Here is a 20,325-nt window from a genome sequence, read left to right as displayed (position 1 = left end):
ACCCTCACATTAATAGTTGTTATTAGAAAATTCCCCTTTTGCAATCGAAACACCCGAACTTGCGCCAATGCGTGTAGCCCCCGCCTCTACCATCGCTAAGGCATCTTCACGGCTTCTAACTCCTCCGGAAGCCTTTACACCTATATCAGGTCCCACAGTTTGACGCATTAAACGGATATCTTCGACGGTTGCACCACCTGTAGAAAATCCTGTTGAAGTTTTTACAAAATCAGCCCCTGCTTTTACAGCAAGCTCACAAGCTCTGACCTTTTCTTCATTGGTCAGTAAGCATGTTTCAATAATTACCTTCACTAGTGCCTTACCTTTTGCCGCCTCGACGACTGCACGAATATCTTGTTCGACTACTTCATCTTGTTGGTCTTTAAGTGCAGCTATGTTGATAACCATATCTACCTCATCCGCACCATTTTCGATAGCATTTTTGGTTTCAAATGCTTTTGTATCCGAAGTTGATGCTCCTAATGGAAATCCGATTACCGTACATACTTTAACCTCAGGAGTATCAGCAAGCAGTTCAGCTGCGGTTTTAACCCAAGTTGGATTAATACAAACCGATGCAAATAAATACTCTTTTGCCTCATCAATAATTTTAATGATTTCTTCGCGCGTTGCATCCGCTTTTAATAATGTATGATCAATTATTTTAACAATATTTTGAGTCATTTTAATTTCCCCCTAATAATTTAAGTTATTCGGACTACATTCTTTTTTACGACAACCTAACTATAACAAAGAGAGTGAACATTTGTAAACAATAATATGAACAAATGTAAAAGTGTTTATCCTATTTATCAAGCAGGAATCTTGCAGTAAATTGATCGGTAATTAAAACATTTGCATATTTTCCTGTTAAGGCACCATAGATTCCCTCTATTTTGTTAGGCCCTCCAGCTACAACAATAGAATATTCTTTCTGGCTTAGCACATCAAGATTCACACCCAGGGTTCTTTCATTCAAACTTTCATTGCAAATTTGGCCATTCTTATCGAAGAATCGTGAACAAATATCACCAACTGCCTTGCCATATAGTGAGTCCAAATCACTGTCTGTAAAATATCCTAATTGAAATAATAATGAATCTGTCTTAATTGAACCTATTGTAAATATGGCGATGTTAGCCTGTTTTCCCAATTCCAAAATTCTGCGGATATGCCTGTCTGCCTCCATTGCCTGCTTTACCACTACGTGATCTACGATGGCAGGTAAGGGAAGATTCAAAGGAGTCGTATTGTAGGCCTTACCGAAAAGATATAGAATTTCCGAAGCGTACGTATTGGTTTCCGCATGACTCACTCCGCCTTTTAATTGGACTACCTTGACGTTTTTTGCAAACTTTTGTTTTAGCTCAATCGCAATATGATAAAGCGTTGTTCCCCATGTAACCCCAATAATGTCGTTTTCTTTAACAATGCTATCCAAATAAGCTGCGGCCTTTTCACCTAGGTAATTTTTGATAATATGGTCTTCATATTGTGGTATAGAGGCGACAATCGCCTTTTTTAGATGAAACTTTTTTTCTAGTTGAGCAGCTAAACTTTCAACATTTTCTGTTGGGTCCATTATGGTAATTTGGACAATGCCTTCGCTCTTTGCCTGCTGTAACAATCGCGATACTGTCGGGCGGGAAACCCCCAATATCTTAGCAATCTCATTTTGGTTATAATCCAGTAAATAATATAACTTTGCTGCTTCAATCACTTTGCTTAATTTATCTTGCTCCAAAAGTATCACCTATACACTATCGATTTTCTTTATTGTACCAATAACTGATCAAATTTCACATGTTCTTTTACATTTGTATCAGTTATTTTGAACATTTTCTCAACATAATTTTCACGTGAATGTTCAACTAAAATTAGGGAAAAATTTACTGAAAGCAAAAGTGCACGGATAGTGTCTTATGTTACACCTAAGGAAATAGTTTCGTAAAGGAGGCCAAGATTTTGGATAAATTAGGGTGTTTGATCTATAGAAATCGAAAATGGGTATTGCTATTTTGGTTAGCAGCCATACTTCTATTTGGCCTTTTTGCCCAGAAATTGCCTAGTGTTTTAAGAGGAAATGGCTTTCAATTCAATGGAGAATATAATCAAACAAGGAAACTCTTGGAAGAAGGGTTTGGGCAGCCCAAATCCTCGATTATCCTTGTTTTTGAAAGAGGAAAAACCATCAGTTCTGATGAATTTCATCAGTTTATACAAGATACATTTAATAGACTTAATACCTTCGACTCCGTCAGAGATATTACCTCTCCGTTCGATCGAAAAGGGATGCTTAAAAGCGATTATGCTTATGGATTGCTGACCTTTGACAAAGAGGCAGAAAGTCTTGGAGCAGAAATCACGAAATTAAAAAAGATTCTGAAGGACCAGCCTGGCTTAAAGGTCACCATGACTGGAGAACCTATTATTGTCCAAGACTTAAATGTCGCCAGCCAAGAGGATTTAGCAAAAGCAGAGATGATTGGTCTTCCAATTGCATTAGTAGTGCTTATCCTTGCTTTCGGGGGTCTTGTTGCTGCAGCCCTTCCCATTGTGATTGGAGTGGTTTCCATCTTAATCACGATGGGAACTGTTTATCTTTTTAGTTATCGTGTTGATCTTACAATCTTTATTCTAAATATTGTTCCCATGATAGGTCTTGCCCTAAGTATTGATTTTGCTTTATTGTTCATTAACCGCTATAAAGAGGAATTGCAAATCAATTCCATTCAAGACTCTGTTGTGGTAACTGTTAGAACAGCTGGACGATCGATTATCTTTTCGGGACTTTGTGTATTTATAGGGCTTTCTGGACTTTGGTTTATTAAAATTGACATTTTTCAAAATGTTGCCCTTGGGGGGATGCTGGTCGTCCTAATTTCTGTTCTTTCTGCTTTGACCTTTCTTCCGGCATTACTTTCACTCTTAGGACAGCGTATTAATCAATTAAGTTTTATTGGTGTGATCAAACAGGAAAATAGCATTTGGCACAGATTTGCCAAACTAGTGATGAAACATCCGATTATAATGGCCGTCCTCGCACTCGCTATTCTTTTAGCTGGTCTAGTACCAGTAAAGCACATGGTTTTGGCCATTCCCGGTACGGATTCCCTGCCTGCCAATTACCCTTCTCGGTTGGCACTGGAAACATTTCAAAAGCAATTTATTGCAAAAGAGAAACAAGATGAGAAAAAAGTAACCATTGTTCTAAAAACAGATGGTTCGGTTACGGAGAGTAATAATTTCAAAAAAATTAGTACAATCATTCATACACTTGAGAAAGATAAGCTCGTTAATACGGTTAATTCTCCTTTTACTGCAACAGGAATACGGGATGATGAGCAGCTATATCAGTTTCTCAAGAAGGGCGATCCAGCACAGCTTGCGCCATTAAAGAATTACTTTATCAGAAACAATAAAATGCTGGTTGAGGTTTATTTAAATACCGGGGAACATTCTTCAAAAGCGAGGGATTGGGTAAAAGATTGGTCACAAAAAGAACTTGGTGTTCAAGCCTTTTTTGGCGGTCCTATCAAATTTGAACAAGAGATTTTTGCAGAGATTTATAAAAAGGCACCTTATGGGCTTTTATTAATTTTCCTATCAACTCTTATGATTCTAATGGCTGCTTTTCGTTCCATATTGATTCCACTTAAGGCTATCTTAATGAATATGTTGAGCTTGGGCTGCACTTTCGGTATGGTTGTTTGGATTTTCCAGCAGGGACATTTTGGAATAGAACCTGTTGATATTGCATTAATCTTACCAGTATTTGTTTTCACTCTTGTCTTTGGGCTTTCTATGGATTATGAGGTCTTCCTGATCTCAAGGATACAGGAATTTTACGATCAAACAGGAGACAATACCTTAGCCACCATATCCGGGTTAACCCTCACTAGTAAAATCATTACCTCCGCCGCTGCGATCATGATTGTCGTAACTGGGGCGTTTGCTTTTACAGGGGTTATGCCGGTAAAGCAGCTTGGTGTGGGGATTGCGATGGCCATTTTTATTGATGCAACAATTGTCAGAATGGTCCTAGTTCCCGCTTTAATGAGACTGTTCGGTGACTGGAATTGGTGGTTTTTTGGCACTCACTTTAAACGACAGCGGAATCGAACAAAAAATCCAGCCTAACTAGTTGACGGGCTCCTATTCCCAGTGCAGCCACTTCCTAATATTTCATGCATGGAAGCCCTGTGTGAGGATAAATTTTTAAAAAAATACCATACTAAGATTACTCTACACCATGATATGTAGGAGGTAATCATATTGAAAAAAAGAATGATAGCTTTACTCATATTATTTTTTATTTTTACATCTAATACTCTTGCAGCCGAGCCGAGAACAGAGAGTCAGGCATTGGTGAATTTGCGGATATTAGAAACCACTGATTTACATGCAGATTTGATAAATTATGATTACTATCAAACAAAAATGGACAATCGAGTTGGATTGGTTAAGACGGCGACACTCATCCGTCTAGCTCGGAAGGAAAGTAAAAACACTTTGTTATTTGATGATGGAGATCATTTAAAAGGCAATCCACTCGGTGAATATTTGGCTAGAATTAGAGGAATGCATAAAGGAAAAATACATCCCGTCTACCGGGCATTTAATTATTTAAAATATGATGCAATCGCAATTGGAAATCATGAATTTAATTACGGATTAGGCTTTTTAAAGACTGCATTAAAAGGGGCAAGGATGCCTGTCCTTAATACAAATGTGTTCTCAGTAAAGACAAATCAACCATACTTTAAACCCTATACGATACTAAATAGAAAAGTAGTGGATCAAAGCGGCAGATCACACGAACTAAAAATTGGCCTTATTGCTTTAATGCCTACGCATATTATGAAGTGGGACAAAGCCAATCTCGAAGGAAAAGTGTTTGCGAAACCTATGGTTGAAACGGCTAAGGAGTTTGTACCAATTCTCAAGGCAGAGGGAGCTGATTTAATTATCGCCCTTGCCCACACAGGGATTAGCAGTGAACCCTATCATGCCGATACCGAAAATGCCGTTTATTATTTAACGCAAATTCCGGAAATTGATGTCGTTCTGGCGGGGCATTCACACAGCGTCTTTCCTGGCCCTGTCTATCAAGCGCTGCCAAATACTAATTTGGAGACAGGAGAAATTAACGGAAAACCTGTCGTGATGGCTGCAGCCTTTGGGAGCCGCCTTGGTATCATTGATCTTGAATTAAGCAATCGATCAGGGAAATGGCAGATAGTTGCCCAAAAATCATACACAAAACCCATTGCAGATGAAAATGGAAAGTCCCTCGTCAAAACTGATATAGGATTGTATAAACTGGTCAAAGAGGAACATGAGGAGACTGTTGATTTTATTAAGAAGTTGGGATTATAAAAACCACTGAGATTTGGAAAGAAACAAGGCTGACTGATTCCTAAGAATATATTCCCTTTACATGCCTTGGATAGTTTATTACAATAGAAGATATAATACATATATTGAATTTTTTGGTGGAGTCTGTCAAAACAGGCTCCTTTTTGCATTTTTCAATAAATGTAAAACTACAGAGGGGGAAGTGGTTCATACATGTCAATACAAGCAATCATGGCAATAGGTGTATTTTTAATCACCTATGCTTTTATCGTCACAGAAAAGATTCACCGCACCATTATCGCAATGGCTGGTGGAATTATGATGGTCCTTTTAGGGATTGTTGGTCAAGAAACAGCCTTACATCACATTGATTTTAATACACTCGGGTTGTTGACAGGGATGATGATTATTGTTGCTATTACAACTGAGACGGGGTTATTCAAATATATCGCCATTTGGGCAGCTAAAAAGGTGAAAGGCGAACCATTGAGGATATTACTCGCCCTAGGAGTGATTACAGCATTAGGCTCCGCTTTTTTAGATAATGTCACCACGGTTCTCTTAATGGTTCCTGTGACATTTAGTATCACAAGACAATTGCGTGTTAATCCAATTCCGTTTTTAATTACTGAGATTATCGCCTCTAATATCGGCGGAACTTCTACCTTAATTGGCGATCCCCCAAATATCATGCTGGGTAGTGCTGTAAAGGAACTAACGTTCATGGCCTTTATTAACAATCTTACTGCCATATCTTTTTTCATTTTATTTGTAAATATCGGTATTTTAGCCTTCCTCTATCGGAAGCAGCTCCGAACATCAACTGATTTGAAGGCTAATTTAATGGACCTAGATGAAAAAGAAGAAATCACCGATAAAAAACTATTAATTAAGTCATTAACAGCCCTCTTCTTAACAATTTTAGGATTTTTCCTGCATCAACTGCTGCATATTGAATCAGCAACAGTGGCCCTAGCAGGCGCCTTTCTCTTACTTTTATTAACAGGAGAAGAATATTTGGATAAGTCTTTTTCAAAGGTGGAGTGGACAACCATTTTCTTCTTTATTGGGTTGTTTGTACTTGTTTCGGGCTTGATTGAAACAGGGGTCATATCTTTATTAGCCAATTACTCCGTCCATTTGACCGGCGGAGATGTTGCCTCTACATCGATCTTAATTCTCTGGGTTAGTGCGATTGCCTCTGCCTTTATCGATAACATTCCCTTTGTCGCCACGATGATTCCGATGATCAAGGATATGGGTGAACTGGGGATTCACAATTTGGAACCACTCTGGTGGAGCCTGTCTCTGGGAGCATGTCTTGGGGGGAATGGTACATTGATTGGCGCAAGTGCCAACGTGATTGTAGCTGGTCTGGCTGCAAAAGAAGGACATCAGATTACCTTTGGGAAGTTCCTATTAATCGCTTTTCCGTTAATGATTCTTTCAATTGTAATTTGTACCTTCTACATCTATTTAAGATACTTACTATAGGGGGATTGGGAATGAGAGTCGAGTACACGTATGACAAAAAGCATATCGAACTAAAAGAAACGGCGAACGGTAACGATATTGAATTTTTCATTACATTATGGAATTCTGAGTTTAAGAAAAATCTTATGAAAGTTCGGCAGTATTTTGATGATAATAAGGTATTAACAGATATTCATTATTACATTCATCCGAATAACAACTATCAAGTGATTGTGAGGAATGACTTTTACAATGAATTTATCATTCAGTTATTCAGGCAGCAACTTTTAAAAGAGATTAAATGGACTTAAAAAAGTGGGTGTCCCAAAAGTATATTTTGGGGGCACCCACTTTTTTATCCATTAAACTAGTCTGTTGATTTCCGCTCCAGGCGGCTTCGCTTTCCGCGGGCGTGCCGGGGAGCCTCCTCGGCGCTTTAGCGCCTGCGGGGTCTCCCCTGTCCCGTACTCCCGCAGGACTTTGAATTTGCATCCTCGAATCCGCCCACGCACGAAGGAAATGCGATAGCATTTTCGAGGAGTCTTCGCCGCCTTCCGCTCCAATCAACAGAGTGTGAAAAAACTATTCAACAACCACCTTTTGGGTCAGCCTTTTTTAATTACCAATAATTACTCTAAGTACATTGGGATGCTCTTTAAAGGTTTTTGTTCCTGCTCCATAGCCAATGGAAGAAATTTTCATTGAAGGGATTGGCCCGAATTCCTCAGCTAGTACCGCTATAATGGCCGCTCCAGTGGGTGTGGTTAACTCTGCCCTTATATCTGACTGTTCAATTGGAACTCCTTTCAGAATTTCAAGTGTGGCAGGAGCCGGAACTGGATAAATTCCATGGTCAATACGGATTCTTCCCGTTCCCACTGGGATAGGGGATGACTTTATTGAGTCAACATTTAATTGATGAATTAATATCGCTGCGCCTATTATATCAATAATGGAATCAATGGCACCCACCTCATGAAAATGAACCTTTTCTAAAGGAATCCCATGGATAAGCCCTTCCGCTTCACCAATCCGTTTAAATATCCTTAAAGCAGTTTCTTTCACTGGACTAGCAAAATTAGTCGCATCTATTAACTCTACAATATCTTTATAGGCACGGTGTTCGTGATGATGGTGGTGGTGGTGGCCATGATCATGAATGTGATTATGCCCATGGTCGTGACTATGTTTATGATCGTGACTATGTTCATAATCATGGCTATGTTCATGGTCGTGACTATGCTCATGATCGTGACTATGCTCATGATCATGACTATGCCCATGGTCGTGACTATGTTCATGGTCATGGTGCTCATGATGATGGTCTTGGGTTTCATGAACATGGTTATGCGTATGCTCTTTACCTCGTTCAGCAGATATCTCAATTTGACTAGACGTATTTTGTAAAATTACATCAAACTTAGTGCTCGTGATCCCATTCTTGACGATCTTTTTCCACTTTAAATTATATTCGCCGTCTAATTTAAGCTTCTTCAATTCTGCCTCTAAAAGTTCCGGGTCTGCTCCTGCATTGATTAGTGCACCGATGACCATATCCCCGCTAATTCCTGAAAAACAATCAAAGTAAAGTGTCTTCATTTTTTACGGTTTCCCCTTTTTGTGCTAGTTGATGAATTAAGACTGCATTATAGCCGCCGCCAAACCCATTATCAATATTAACCACACTAATTCCCGAGGCGCAAGAATTTAGCATCGTTAAAAGGGCAGATAATCCATGAAAATTAGCTCCATACCCGATGCTAGTCGGAACAGCAATAACAGGGTGTGAGACAAGTCCTCCAACCACACTTGGAAGGGCTCCTTCCATTCCAGCCACTACAACAGATACCGTTGCCTGTTGAATTTCTTCCGCATGGTTCAAAAGACGATGTATTCCTGCAACCCCAACATCATAAATGCGATGAACTGGACTGCCTAAAACCTCTGCAGTAACGGCAGCTTCCTCAGCCACTCTTAAATCAGAGGTACCTGCTGCTACTACAGCAATGTATCCTTCATTGTTTTTTATTGGCCTTGTTTCATCTTTCCAAAAAAGAATATGCGCTGTTTCATTATAAGTAAGTTCCGGACAAGTATGCAGGATGGCTTCTGCTTTTTCTTTAGATACCCTTGTGACAAGGATTTCGTTATTCCGTGCCCGTAAAGCTTGAACAATTGAGATGATTTGCTCAACTGTTTTTCCTTCTCCATAAATGACCTCAGCAAAGCCTTGACGTTTCTTTCGGTGATGATCCACTTTAGCAAAGCCTAAATTTTCAAAGGTCGCTAATCTTTCTTTCGCCTCTGTAATACTAAGGGTTCCTGTTTGAACTTGTTTTAATATCTCCTCAAGCATAAGCTTCCCCCTTAATTTCCTATTTAAAATACTTTTTCATATCTGTAGCCAATTCGATATAATTGTGATAAATTTCCTTATAAATTTCGCTTGTATCTTTATTTGGTAAGGTCGCTTCTCCCATCGGTATATTCTTTTTAATATCTTCAAAAGATTCTACTTTATGAATCCCGACAAGGGCTGTCCATGCAGCGCCCCAGGCAGCACTGTGGTGGCTTTCCGAAACATAAATCTCTGCTTCAAAAATATCCGCCATCATTTGCAGCCATAATGGAGATCTGGCTAAACCACCGTTAACATAAATCTTTTTCGGCTCTCCGGCTAATCTTTCCAGGGCTTTACCAATTTGATAAAGATTAAACGTAATCCCTTCAAGCACAGCTCGAATAAAATGCTCTTTTTTATGAGTTATGGAAACTCCATAGAAATTCCCTTTTGCCCGTTGATTCCAGAGAGGAGCTCGTTCACCATTTAGATAAGGAAGAAAGAGGATTCCATCTGCCCCTGGTCCAACCTTTTTTGCATCAGCTAAAAAGTCTGTAAAACTTCGATCATCTTGTAAAAGATCCTTAAGCCATTGCAGAACTACCCCGCCATTGTTAGTTGGACCACCAATAATAGAGGTATCTTCTGTAAAGGAATAACAGAAAGTTTCTTGATTTTCACCAATCCTTACTCCTCTTGTAAGCTGCCTGATTGCACCGCTCGTTCCTACAGATACAGCCACTTCACCAGGTAAAATAGCTCCAATGCCGAGATTTGCCAATTGGCCGTCTGCAGCCCCTACAACAAATGGCATCTGCGGGTTTATTCCCATTTCTTTAGCCTTTGCTTGATAAATACCTGTTAGGGTTTTCGTCGGAGGAACAATTTCGGAAAGCTGGTCTTCTTTAATACCAGCAAGTTCTAATAATTCCTGTACCCATTTATGTGTTTTTGGGTTGAATAATCCTGTTGCTGATGCCATAGAGTAGTCGATTACCCTTTTACCAAACCAGCATTGCAGTAAGTATTCCTTAATGGACATAAAGTATTGGGCTCTTTTATAAGGTTCATATTCTGTTTCTTTCATCCAGACTAGTTTTACAAAAGGTGTCATTGGATGAATCGGAGTTCCAGTTTGGGAATATACCTGATCTCCCAGGGTTTTCATTATATTTTCAGCTTGTTCATAACTCCTGCCATCCGCCCAAATAAGGGCTGGAGATATTGGGCTTCCTTCTTCATCCATACAAACTAGTGAATGCATTGCAGCAGAAAAGCCAATGGAAACTAACTCATTTTTCTCGATAGCCGCTTTTTCAATTACTTCTCTTATAGCTTGAATGGAAGCTTGTTCAATTTCAATAGGATCTTGCTCCACCCAGCCTTGATGGGGATATGAGGAAGTGTTCATTTTCTCTACTTCGGCTACTAATTTTCCCTCTAACGTAAACACACAAGCTTTTACACTTGTTGTTCCAATATCAAGCCCCATTACATATTCACTTGACATAATTCATCTTCCTTTATTTATAACATATTTAAAAGAAAAAGCTTTGGATTCTACCAAAGCCTTTTCTTTTTTCCTTATAACACATTAGGCAAATATTATTTAGAGAGAACTTTGTTCATACTTCCACTCTGATAACCAACTAAGTCTAGTGTAATGTATTTGTATCCAAATTCTCGAAGTTGTTTAACGATTTGCTCATGCTGATTTAAAATAATCGCCATATCGCTTGGTTCTACCTCTATTCTTGCAATCTCCTGGTGTGTCCTTACCCGTACTTGGTGAATTTTAAGGGATCTTAAATAATCCTCGGCTCTTTCAACCTTGGTTAATTTCTCTTTGGTAATAAACTCCCCATAGGCTATTCTGGATGAGAGGCAGGCTAAGGATGGTTTATTCCAGGTAGGCAAATTAAACGCCTTGGAAAGTTCTCTAATTTCTTCTTTATACAATTCCGCCTCTTGAAGCGGACCCCGGATTCCCTTTTCTTTCGCAGCCTTCATACCGGGGCGAAATTCATTCATATCGTCTGCGATAACACCATAAATAACATTTTGGAATCCCTTTTCATCCATCACAGGGATTAAGTGATCGAACAGACTGCTTTTACAAAAATAGCATCTATTTTTATCATTCTCTGCATATCCCGGGATTGCTAGTTCTGATGTTTCGATGACTTGGTGTTTAGCACCAATTACTTCTGCTAACTTCTTTGCCTCGTCCAATTCACTTGAGGGATAGCTTTCAGAGTCTGCTGTAACTGCTAGTACTTGTTCTGTACCTAACGTGTCAACCGCAGCTTTTAACAAAAACGTACTATCTACCCCTCCTGAGAATGCAACAACAACTGATTTCATTTCACGGAGAATGGATTGTAATTTTTTATATTTCTCTGTTAGCATTTCCCCAACTCCCTTACCATTTCTTTAATTTCTGTCCTCTTTTAACATATTTTTAGAAAAGCTACTTTATGTGAATTCAAAACTAAATGGTCATACTTCCAAATCCGCCATCTACTCTTATCAAGGCACCAGTCACAAAGCTTGAAGCTTTATCTGATGCAAGCCATACTGTCGCACCTTGAAGCTCCTCCGCTTCCCCAAAACGGTTCATTGGTGTATGTCTCATAATATTTTCAATTCTTTCTGCATCTAATATTTTACGATTTTGCTCGGCAGGGAAAAACCCAGGAATAATGGCATTTACGCGAATCCCATTTGGTGCAAACTCACGAGCTAAAAATTGGGTGACACTATTAAGTCCTGCTTTTGAAACAGAATACGTAAATACCCGAGAAAGCGGTGTGGTTGAAGATACAGAGGAAATATTAATAATACTTCCCTTTCTATCCTGCTCAATCATCCTTTTCGCAAAGATCTGACAAGCTAACACAATTCCTTTTAGGTTAATTTCCATAATTTTATCATACTCATCCATTTCAAGTTCAAGAAATGGGGTTGAACTATTCGTTCCAGGTGCATTTAAGAGAATATCACAGCCGCCTGACCATTGGTCAATTTCATCTGCTGCTTTAATTAAGGAGTCACGAGAACTGACATCCGCTTGAAATGCCTTTGCCTCGCCGCCATTATCGATAATTTCTTTTACAACCGCTTCTGCCTTTTCCAAATTACGGCCGACAATGGCCACTCTTGCTCCATGTTCGGCTAAGCCCTTTGCCATGGCTGAACCTAATACACCATTTCCCCCGATTGCTACTGCTGTTTTTCCTGTTAAATCAAATAAATTTGCCATATCTATCTCTCCTCTTGTTTAAAATAAATTCCCTTTATCATCAAATTGGAAATCATACAAATCTGAAATTTGCTCCATATTTGGATGCTGTGCAATGTAAGGAAGCAATGGCTCAGAAACTTCAATCTCACTAAGCACTAATGTATTTTTAATCCTTACTAATTTAACTTTTGTAAAATCTAAGATATTGCAGGTTTTAACCGCTGCCTGAATCGCCATTTTATCGTTTGGCAAGGTCGTAGCAATTTTTGTAGGTGCACAAACGGTTGAAGTCAACCCATTTGCATAAGTGCCTTCTTTATCCATCTTATCTACCAGCCGCTGGGTAGTAAAATCAGCTGTTCCTACACCATTGGCATTCCCCTCTGATTGGACCGTTACATCAAGCACGACCATCTTGTTCACATCAGGGCCGCCTGAGGCATATGGAGTTGGATAACGCCCGGTAATATTGGGGTCCATACCATCCCCGCTAATATTTTTACCAATCTCATCAATCAGAAGAACATCCAACTGATCAAAGAAAAGCTTCGGCAATAGCTCCTTTGCTTGCTGTTGTAGGGCAGGTTCTTTTTCCACAATTTCTTTAGGGGTAAGAACTTCGAGCACTGCCACTTTATCAAAAGCATTCTCACTTGTTGCAACTCCGAAGAGAAAAGGAGTTTTTTCCATAATGACCTTAGCCATTGCGGGAACATTCTCAGCCATATATTTAAAACCCATTTGGTGACATGCTTCTGCCCCTTTTTGCTTCCCTAGTCCAATACTAATCATTTTCATAATGCCGCTTTCGACTGGACCTCGGAACGCTGTATGAGGTTTTACACGATTAATGACTACAATTCCATCTGCTTTTGATGCAAACTTATCAACATAGATTGGTAAACCGTTAGGTAATTCCCCAACTTTAACCACCTCCATCGATGAGCGAATTTCACATCCTACAGTTTCTTCTGTTACGCCTAGATGGGCTAATACCTCACGCTGTCCCTCGGCTGTTGCACCGCCGTGGCTTCCCATACTTGGAACAATGAACGGTTTCGCTCCTTGTTCCTTTAAGAATTGAACCGTTACAGCTGTTAATTCTACAAGCCTGTCCAGCCCCCTGCTTCCAACTGCAATGGCAATTTCCATCCCAGGCTGTATTTTTTCTTGAATATGTACCTGGTTTAATTTGATCTTTAATTCTGATCCGAGGTCATCAATCTTATTATTTTCAAAATTCACCCTTACTTTGGCCATTTTTGGCACTGGAATATCTTTTAAGAGTTCTTGAAGAATTCCCATATTTATTTCACTCCTTTGTTTAATTTAAGTTTACCACTTAGGAATCTATTCAATGTATTAACAGAGAGGAAGAATTCTCTCCTGTAATCCCTTTCAAATCAACCTTTTTAAAATATTATTAAAATCTTCATTTAATTTGTTTACCAAACAAACTAATTACCTGTATAATATATCATTATGGGGTGCTTACGTCAATAAATAAATACGGATATTTCGTATAAAAAGCTCCGTTTAATTGCTGTTGATCTTCACTCCGAATAGTGTTTCATAAACAAGTTTATCGTTATTACAAACCCTTTTAATAAGACAAGGAGGTTTTTTATGCTCACTGGTGATGCATCACTTATAAAAAATATGAACAGAGCGTTAATATTGAGTACGATCGTTGAGCATAAAGGGATCTCGAGGGCAGAAATTGCTAAAGTTACCGGCCTCAATAAAGCGACGATTTCTGTCCAGGTTTCCGAACTTTTGGAAAATGAATTAATAATCGAAACACAGCTAGAACACACGAGTTTAGGCAGAAGACCCATTATGCTCTCCATTAACAATAATGCCGGTTTCGCCTTAGGGATTGATTTGGATAAGACTATGATTACCTTTACACTGGCAGATTTGAGTGGCTGTCCCGTTCACACGGATATAGTTGACCTGCAGGATTCTACCTACGAAGTCATTCTTGATATACTAAGCCGGCAGATTAAAGAATACCAATCCAAATGTGAAAAAACTCATTATGGCCTGATTGGAGTCGTTATTGGGATTCATGGAATTGTCGATACCGATGAAGTCATTTATTTTGTTCCTCAACATGGGTGGAAAAACAAAACCTTAAAAAAAGACTTAGAAAGTCAAGTTGGCATCAAAATCTACATTGAAAATAATGCAAATTTGTGTTCACTTGCGGAAAAGGTCTACAAACATCATCATAGTAAGAATTTACTCTCCGTAACCTTATATTCCGGGATTGGACTTGGATTTATGATAAACGGTGAATTAGTGAAGGGATTTCATGGATATGCCGGTGAAATAGGCCATATGATCATTGTGCCCAATGGCTTGCCTTGCAGGTGCGGTAATTTAGGCTGTTGGGAACAGTATGCTTCAGAAAATAGTCTTACACGCCGAATTTCTCATGACCTCCAAAAACTTGATCTAAGTTTTGAAGATATCCAGAATGGTCTTAACGACAAAGAACCTACAATTTGTAAAGAAATGGAACAATTTATTATGTATCTGTCCATTGGGCTAAATAATCTGATTAATCTTTATAACCCAGAAATTCTAGTCGTAAATAGTGAATTACTTCGTTTAACACCGAATGCCATTGAAGAACTTAAAGCACATTTCACTTCTAGAATCAGCCATTATTCTGAGCTGCTACTATCCGAATTCGGAAAAAAAGCTTGTATCATGGGCGCATGTGCAATGGGAATTCAAAAGTTTTTAGACGTTTCTGAGCTTAGTTTAACTCTATAACTATCACTCATTTTGGCCTCCGGCACTGGAGGCTTTTTCTATAGCAATAAAAAAAAAGTGCCCGGCACGTTTATGCCGGACACTCCCCTGTTAAACTATTTACAATTACTAATTAGAACCAATCACCATAACCTAACTCTCTTAAATAGTCTCCGGAATCCTTTAACGTATCAAATGGATCGCGGCCATACGTATCATCTTGCTCAATTAGGAAATATTGTACACCACTCTTGACACCAGCTTCTATTATACCCTTAATGTCCAAGTTGCCTTGACCAAGTTCCGCAAACTCGATTATATTTGTGAACTTCTGCATGAACTTAGACATATCTTTAAAATCTTCTTCACTTACATTCATATTTCCAATTCGATAATCTTTTAAGTGGATTAATGAAACCCTTCCTGCAAATCTATTAATCACATTAATCGGATTCTCGCCACCTCGTTGAGCCCAGTGAACGTCTAACTCAAAGCCGAGTTTAGAAGTATTGTCTTTCATAATGTCCAATAAAGATTTTCCATCATATTTCTCAAATTCAATGTGATGGTTATGGTAATATAATTCAATTCCATGCTCCGCTAGTCTTTCTGCCATCGCTTCTGCATTACTTATATACTCCATAACTTGGTCTTTATGGCCCATTAATTGGATTGGCATCATACCAATGCGAATAAAGTTACAATCTAATGTTTTGCAATCATTTACAATTTTATCAAAGTCTTTTGTCAGTGACTCACCCGGCATGCCTGGCATGGTATCTAGTGGAGCTGAAATGGAAGCAATCTTGATTCCAAAATCAACACTTGCTCTTCTTAATTCAGCTACATTTTCTTCAATCATTTGAATTTGAGTTACCTCAACATAATGATAGCCTAGTTCACTTATCTTTCTTAATGTTTCATATGCGCCTAGTTCTATGATTTTTTCTTTAAAATTAAACATTTGAACGCCAATTTTAGCTGTTTGCATGTTATAATTCCTCCATTTTTATGATTCTTTTTTCTTCTGAGGATTGGCGGATTGCGTCAATCATTTTAATCGATGTAAGGGCATCTTTTACCTTTACATAATTCTGAGAGTTATTTATGATGGCGGTATAAAATTGATTGATTAGTTTATTATGGCTTGCCCCATAATAGAATTTTGTGCCTGGCATCTTGGCATCCTCAATCAAATATTCTTTCTTTCCATCTATATCGATTTTTGTTAAGATACTATCTTTGATGTTGAATTTACCTTTTTCAAAGGAAACCTCTAGCTCGACACTTGAATTTTCTGCATTGGCATTTGTCGCAAAAAATAATCCCTTTGCGCCATTTTTAAAGTGAATATGAGCAGATGCAGTATCTTCAACCTCAATCCCATAATCTAATAATTGATCGATAGATCCTCTAATTGAATCAATCTCACCACCAAGCAGCTGCATTAAATCAAGGGTATGCAGAGCCTGGTTAATCATCACTCCACCGCCGGCAAGCTCCATCTTTCCCCGCCATGGTTTCACATCGTAGTATTCTTTTGGCCGAAACCAAGGGACTAATCCTTTTATTCCAATCATCTTGCCAAATTCACCGCTTGCAATTATTTCTTGCAGCAATTCAAAGGACTCATTATAACGATTTTGAAAGCATATACAGATTTTAGCCTGCAGCTCTTCCTCTAGCTTTACTAAAGCCAAACCCTCTTCTGTATTCAAAGACAAGGGTTTTTCCAGAAAAACATGAACACCATTTTCAACACAGAACTTTGTTACTGGATAGTGAAGATAGTGCGGCAAACAAACATGTACACAATCCAATGATTCTTTGTTCAGCATTTCTTGATAGTCCGTATAGAAGTTTACATCAGGTACGGTATTCCTAAATGATTCATCAAGATCACATACTGCCGTTAACACGGCATGAGGGTTTGCTTGTATAGCTGGAATATGAATTTTTGAGATATCTCCAAGTCCTATAACTGCTATTTTGAGCATTAGCTATTCCCCTTTAAAATAAATTCGAGGAGGAAACAAGACTCCCCGAGTTCGTTTAGATTTATAGATTATAAAATAATTTATTTAATTGGATTCTCTTTTTCCTCTGCCACTTTCTTACTCAACTCAGCGAAGTATAGCTCTTCATCAATTGGAAGTTCTACTTCTTTACCTAACCAGCTCGATAGGTGGATTGCATTTGCGAGAGCAACACCATTGATTCCGTCACTGCCAGGTGCAAGTAATGGAGTTCCTTCCACAATATTCGCTGCAAAGTTTTCCATTACAGCAATATGCTGACCGCCCCAAACACTTTCAAATTCAATTACCTCTTCTGTATAAATTTCAGATAAGCCCTGACCCATGAAAATTTTTGTTACATCTGCCCAGCTCATGGTTGCGCTCATTTCGGATTCAGATTTTTTTAGACGTTTAATCGTTATTTTTTTGCTATCATCGACAACAATTTTTCCTTTATCACCTAAAATTTCAAAACGGTCTGTACCCATTACATCATGTGTACATGTAATAAACACACCTGTTGCGCCATTACCATAGTCTAAGATTGTCGTTACTTCATCTTCTACAGCAATATTTCTTTGGTAGCCATATTTAACATTAGAATAGACCTTTTTAGGCATACCACAGATCCACTGAAGCAAATCAATTTGGTGTGGTGCCTGATTAACAAGGACACCGCCGCCTTCGCCGCCCCATGTTGCTCTCCATGCGCTTTGGTCATAATAGCCTTGTGGTCTCCACCAAGTCGTAATGATCCAGTTTGTACGGCGAATTTCGCCAATTTCACCATTGTCAATAATCTCTTTCACCTTTTGATAGAGTGGATTTGTCCGTTGATTAAACATAATTCCAAAGGTTAATTCTGGCTTTGTTGCTGCAAATTCATTTAATTCTCTTACTTGTTTGGTATATACACCTGCTGGTTTTTCTACCAATGCATGGATATCTCTTTTTAGTGCTTCAATTCCCATTTCAGGGTGAAGGTAATGTGGTACACAGGTAACTACAGCGTCCACTTTACCGCTTTCAAGCATATCAATATAGTTATCATAGAATGGAACTTCAGGATACTTTTCTGCTGCCAATTCCTTTTTCGCTGGATCATTATCACAGATAGCTCCAAGTACCATGTTTTTTACTTTTCCGTCTGCTAAAAATCCTGCGTAAGACCCGCCTTGTGCTCCTAAGCCAATAACTCCCAATCTAACATTTGCCATCTTATTTTTCCCTGCTTTCTATTTTTTCAAGAATGTTTACTAGTGACTCATATTGAAGTTTGTATCCGCCTGCACCATCAAGTTCTTTGTTATCTTTAATAATCTTATCAGCATCTTCAAGTTCTAAATCCTTTAAAGAATCAAAACGAACAAGATGAGGTTCGAGAGTTAGGAAGCCCTTGTATCCGCTTTGAATAGCTTGTGCTAAAATTTCAGGTATTTTACCTTCCCCCGTACCACAGACCACGTTTTGACTATCGGTTGTGACAGCATCTTTGATGTGTATATAGACTATTTCATCTTTTAACAGATCGTAGCATTCCTGGGCATCCTCGCCACACTGAACAAAGTTAGCAAAATCAAAGATTGCTTTAAAATGATCAGAACCAACCTCTTTTAATATCTCGTGACAGCGTCTAGCAATGTCCCCATAAATGTCCTTTTCATTTTCGTGTAATAAAATAACATCATATTTATTTGCTATTGCTGCAAACTCTTTTATTTTACTAATTACTTCAACTCTGTATTTGTCAGCATCTTCTTCCTTTGGAATATAAAAGCTAAAAATACGGATGTATTTACATTCTAATAAATTAGCAATCTGGCAAAGTGTATCTAACATGGTCTTTTGTTTGGCAAATCCCTCTTCGTCATTGATGAATACCTTACCGATTGGCGATCCAATTGAAGAAACACCAATACCTGCTCTTTGAAGCCGCGGCTGGACACTTTCTTTAATCTCTTCCACAGTAAAATCACCGATATTTTTCCCATCTACACCCCGCAAGGATATATAACGCATCCCTAATTTTGATACAACTTCAAGCTGGGTATCAAAATCAGAAGAGATTTCATCCGAAAAACCGGAAATCAATAAATCATTATCCATTTTCCCTGTTCCTCCTTCTTTACACGAATTCTACTTTCGTTTTTCCTTACGATATTGGGACGGTGTTTTGCCCATTTTTTCTTTAAAATACCGGCTAAAATGGGCAACGCTCTCAAATCCAACTGATTGCGAGACCTCTGTTAAAGTGAGATTCGGTTCCATCTCCAACAGATACTTCACCTGGTTGAGACGGCACCCCATTACATATTCCATTACTGTAAAACCAGTAACCTCCTTAAAAACATGTGAGGCATAGTACTTACTGAGATTTAATTCTCCTGCAATACGTTCCAAACTTACCTTTTCCATATAGTGGTCATTAATCCAGGAAGCAATAGACTCTGCATGAGCTTCTTTTTCAGTTTTTTTACTTGTTACTTGAGATAATTCCTTTTGGCTCATTTTATAAATTCGTAACAATATTTGAATTAATTCAAGTTTCAGTTCTGCTTCTAATAGCTCATTTTTCTTATGAGTTTTTTGGAAGTCTAGATCAATTAGTTCCAACGAAGCTGCTATTTCCTTCATCATTCCATCTACTATTTGTCCTGATTCATCGTATCCCGTTCGCAATAAGCAATTATTAAGTTTTTTAAAGGGATCTAATAAATTAGGAATTCCAAGAATGCCCAACAATTCACGAAGCCAAGTAGGTGAAAAATGAAGCATACTTCTTGTGTAGGTGCTGCCAGTACCCGGATTTGGTTTATGCAAGGTCATCCCATCCAACAAGATAATATCACCAGGCTGTAATTCATAAATTCGATTGTTAATTAAGTACTTACAATCACCTGAATGAAAAAAATAAATCTCATATTCTTGGTGGGAGTGAAATGTAAATGAGTTGTCCAAACCTTGTACCCGATAAAAAGCTGTTATCCATTCATCCATAATTTTTTTACTATAGTTAGATGAACTCACTTTATCCATTAGTTCCACACCCTCAAAAGTAAGCGTTAACAACTAATTCGTTAACGAACCATATTTATATTTTATTGCACTTCATAGTAAAAATCATTCTC

General features: G+C 38.4%; 18 protein-coding genes. 5 read left to right on the top strand and 13 right to left on the bottom strand.

Annotated elements, in window-relative coordinates:
• Positions 1 to 9: 9 nt before the first annotated feature.
• Positions 10 to 684 (bottom strand): deoxyribose-phosphate aldolase, encoded by a 675-nt coding sequence (gene deoC / locus L1999_RS05530; protein ID WP_235742642.1) that lies wholly within the window; start codon positions 682 to 684, stop codon positions 10 to 12.
• Positions 685 to 805: 121 nt separating this feature from the next.
• The gene (locus L1999_RS05525; RefSeq protein WP_235742641.1) at positions 806 to 1,744 is read right to left on the bottom strand and encodes a DNA-binding transcriptional repressor DeoR; all 939 of its coding nucleotides are present in this window, start codon (positions 1,742 to 1,744) and stop codon (positions 806 to 808) included.
• Between the two features lie 221 nt (positions 1,745 to 1,965).
• On the opposite strand from L1999_RS05525, the gene L1999_RS05520 reads away from it, so the two are divergent.
• The 4 genes from L1999_RS05520 (at position 1,966) to L1999_RS05505 (ending at position 7,142) form a co-directional block, all read left to right on the top strand.
• Positions 1,966 to 4,140, top strand: a complete 2,175-nt coding sequence (locus tag L1999_RS05520; protein WP_235742640.1) for an MMPL family transporter — start codon at positions 1,966 to 1,968, stop codon at positions 4,138 to 4,140.
• Between the two features lie 135 nt (positions 4,141 to 4,275).
• Positions 4,276 to 5,379 (top strand): metallophosphoesterase, encoded by a 1,104-nt coding sequence (locus L1999_RS05515; protein ID WP_235742639.1) that lies wholly within the window; start codon positions 4,276 to 4,278, stop codon positions 5,377 to 5,379.
• 192 nt (positions 5,380 to 5,571) lie between these two features.
• A complete protein-coding gene (locus tag L1999_RS05510; RefSeq protein WP_235742638.1) occupies positions 5,572 to 6,852 on the top strand; it encodes an ArsB/NhaD family transporter in 1,281 nt (426 codons plus the stop codon).
• 11 nt (positions 6,853 to 6,863) lie between these two features.
• On the top strand, positions 6,864 to 7,142 hold the full coding sequence (locus L1999_RS05505) for a hypothetical protein (RefSeq protein WP_235742637.1): 279 nt from the start codon (positions 6,864 to 6,866) through the stop codon (positions 7,140 to 7,142).
• Between the two features lie 304 nt (positions 7,143 to 7,446).
• On the opposite strand, the gene L1999_RS05500 is transcribed toward L1999_RS05505, so the two are convergent.
• From L1999_RS05500 to L1999_RS05475, 6 genes are all read right to left on the bottom strand, one after another.
• Positions 7,447 to 8,430 carry a nickel pincer cofactor biosynthesis protein LarC gene (locus L1999_RS05500; RefSeq protein ID WP_235742636.1) on the bottom strand — a complete coding sequence of 328 codons (984 nt, stop codon included), beginning with the start codon at positions 8,428 to 8,430 and terminating at the stop codon, positions 7,447 to 7,449.
• The gene (gene larB / locus L1999_RS05495) at positions 8,411 to 9,187 is read right to left on the bottom strand and encodes a nickel pincer cofactor biosynthesis protein LarB (RefSeq protein WP_235742635.1); all 777 of its coding nucleotides are present in this window, start codon (positions 9,185 to 9,187) and stop codon (positions 8,411 to 8,413) included. The genes L1999_RS05500 and larB overlap by 20 nt, the downstream gene beginning before the upstream one ends.
• A gap of 19 nt (positions 9,188 to 9,206) precedes the next feature.
• Positions 9,207 to 10,682: a gluconokinase gene (locus L1999_RS05490; RefSeq protein WP_235742634.1), complete on the bottom strand. Its 1,476-nt coding sequence runs from the start codon at positions 10,680 to 10,682 to the stop codon at positions 9,207 to 9,209.
• Positions 10,683 to 10,777: 95 nt separating this feature from the next.
• Positions 10,778 to 11,581: an ATP-dependent sacrificial sulfur transferase LarE gene (larE, locus tag L1999_RS05485; RefSeq protein ID WP_235742633.1), complete on the bottom strand. Its 804-nt coding sequence runs from the start codon at positions 11,579 to 11,581 to the stop codon at positions 10,778 to 10,780.
• Between the two features lie 82 nt (positions 11,582 to 11,663).
• Positions 11,664 to 12,434 (bottom strand): SDR family oxidoreductase, encoded by a 771-nt coding sequence (locus L1999_RS05480; protein ID WP_235742632.1) that lies wholly within the window; start codon positions 12,432 to 12,434, stop codon positions 11,664 to 11,666.
• A gap of 18 nt (positions 12,435 to 12,452) precedes the next feature.
• Positions 12,453 to 13,721: a nickel pincer cofactor-dependent isomerase, group 22 gene (locus L1999_RS05475; RefSeq protein ID WP_235742631.1), complete on the bottom strand. Its 1,269-nt coding sequence runs from the start codon at positions 13,719 to 13,721 to the stop codon at positions 12,453 to 12,455.
• A gap of 321 nt (positions 13,722 to 14,042) precedes the next feature.
• Between L1999_RS05475 and L1999_RS05470 the strand changes: the two genes are divergently transcribed.
• A complete protein-coding gene (locus L1999_RS05470) occupies positions 14,043 to 15,200 on the top strand; it encodes an ROK family transcriptional regulator (RefSeq protein WP_235742630.1) in 1,158 nt (385 codons plus the stop codon).
• Positions 15,201 to 15,312: 112 nt separating this feature from the next.
• On the opposite strand, the gene L1999_RS05465 is transcribed toward L1999_RS05470, so the two are convergent.
• The 5 genes from L1999_RS05465 to L1999_RS05445 form a co-directional block, all read right to left on the bottom strand.
• Complete coding sequence (locus L1999_RS05465) at positions 15,313 to 16,170, bottom strand: sugar phosphate isomerase/epimerase family protein (protein WP_235742629.1); 858 nt, start codon at positions 16,168 to 16,170, stop codon at positions 15,313 to 15,315.
• Position 16,171: 1 nt separating this feature from the next.
• Positions 16,172 to 17,176, bottom strand: a complete 1,005-nt coding sequence (locus L1999_RS05460) for a Gfo/Idh/MocA family protein (RefSeq protein WP_235742628.1) — start codon at positions 17,174 to 17,176, stop codon at positions 16,172 to 16,174.
• Positions 17,177 to 17,256: 80 nt separating this feature from the next.
• On the bottom strand, positions 17,257 to 18,414 hold the full coding sequence (locus L1999_RS05455; RefSeq protein WP_235742627.1) for a Gfo/Idh/MocA family protein: 1,158 nt from the start codon (positions 18,412 to 18,414) through the stop codon (positions 17,257 to 17,259).
• Position 18,415: 1 nt separating this feature from the next.
• A complete protein-coding gene (locus L1999_RS05450; protein WP_235742626.1) occupies positions 18,416 to 19,303 on the bottom strand; it encodes a sugar phosphate isomerase/epimerase family protein in 888 nt (295 codons plus the stop codon).
• Positions 19,304 to 19,333: 30 nt separating this feature from the next.
• Entirely contained in the window at positions 19,334 to 20,233 is a 900-nt protein-coding gene (locus L1999_RS05445; protein ID WP_235742625.1) for an AraC family transcriptional regulator, read from the bottom strand.
• Positions 20,234 to 20,325 lie beyond the last annotated feature (92 nt).

It is taken from the genome of Neobacillus drentensis (assembly GCF_021560175.1).
Lineage (GTDB): Bacteria > Bacillota > Bacilli > Bacillales > Cytobacillaceae > Neobacillus > Neobacillus drentensis_A.
The sequence above is the reverse complement of the archived record's forward strand: the minus strand, read 5'-3'. Positions and strand labels throughout refer to the sequence as shown.

Excerpts from the sequence above, each read along its gene's own strand:
- deoC (WP_235742642.1), bottom strand. The coding sequence starts at position 684 with ATGACTCAAAATATTGTTAAAATAATTGATCATACATTATTAAAAGCG.
- L1999_RS05510 (WP_235742638.1), top strand. The coding sequence starts at position 5,572 with ATGTCAATACAAGCAATCATGGCAATAGGTGTATTTTTAATCACCTAT.
- L1999_RS05505 (WP_235742637.1), top strand. The coding sequence starts at position 6,864 with ATGAGAGTCGAGTACACGTATGACAAAAAGCATATCGAACTAAAAGAA.
- L1999_RS05500 (WP_235742636.1), bottom strand. The coding sequence starts at position 8,430 with ATGAAGACACTTTACTTTGATTGTTTTTCAGGAATTAGCGGGGATATG.
- larB (WP_235742635.1), bottom strand. The coding sequence starts at position 9,187 with ATGCTTGAGGAGATATTAAAACAAGTTCAAACAGGAACCCTTAGTATT.
- L1999_RS05490 (WP_235742634.1), bottom strand. The coding sequence starts at position 10,682 with ATGTCAAGTGAATATGTAATGGGGCTTGATATTGGAACAACAAGTGTA.
- larE (WP_235742633.1), bottom strand. The coding sequence starts at position 11,581 with ATGCTAACAGAGAAATATAAAAAATTACAATCCATTCTCCGTGAAATG.
- L1999_RS05480 (WP_235742632.1), bottom strand. The coding sequence starts at position 12,434 with ATGGCAAATTTATTTGATTTAACAGGAAAAACAGCAGTAGCAATCGGG.
- L1999_RS05475 (WP_235742631.1), bottom strand. The coding sequence starts at position 13,721 with ATGGGAATTCTTCAAGAACTCTTAAAAGATATTCCAGTGCCAAAAATG.
- L1999_RS05470 (WP_235742630.1), top strand. The coding sequence starts at position 14,043 with ATGCTCACTGGTGATGCATCACTTATAAAAAATATGAACAGAGCGTTA.
- L1999_RS05465 (WP_235742629.1), bottom strand. The coding sequence starts at position 16,170 with ATGCAAACAGCTAAAATTGGCGTTCAAATGTTTAATTTTAAAGAAAAA.
- L1999_RS05460 (WP_235742628.1), bottom strand. The coding sequence starts at position 17,176 with ATGCTCAAAATAGCAGTTATAGGACTTGGAGATATCTCAAAAATTCAT.
- L1999_RS05455 (WP_235742627.1), bottom strand. The coding sequence starts at position 18,414 with ATGGCAAATGTTAGATTGGGAGTTATTGGCTTAGGAGCACAAGGCGGG.
- L1999_RS05450 (WP_235742626.1), bottom strand. The coding sequence starts at position 19,303 with ATGGATAATGATTTATTGATTTCCGGTTTTTCGGATGAAATCTCTTCT.
- L1999_RS05445 (WP_235742625.1), bottom strand. The coding sequence starts at position 20,233 with ATGGATAAAGTGAGTTCATCTAACTATAGTAAAAAAATTATGGATGAA.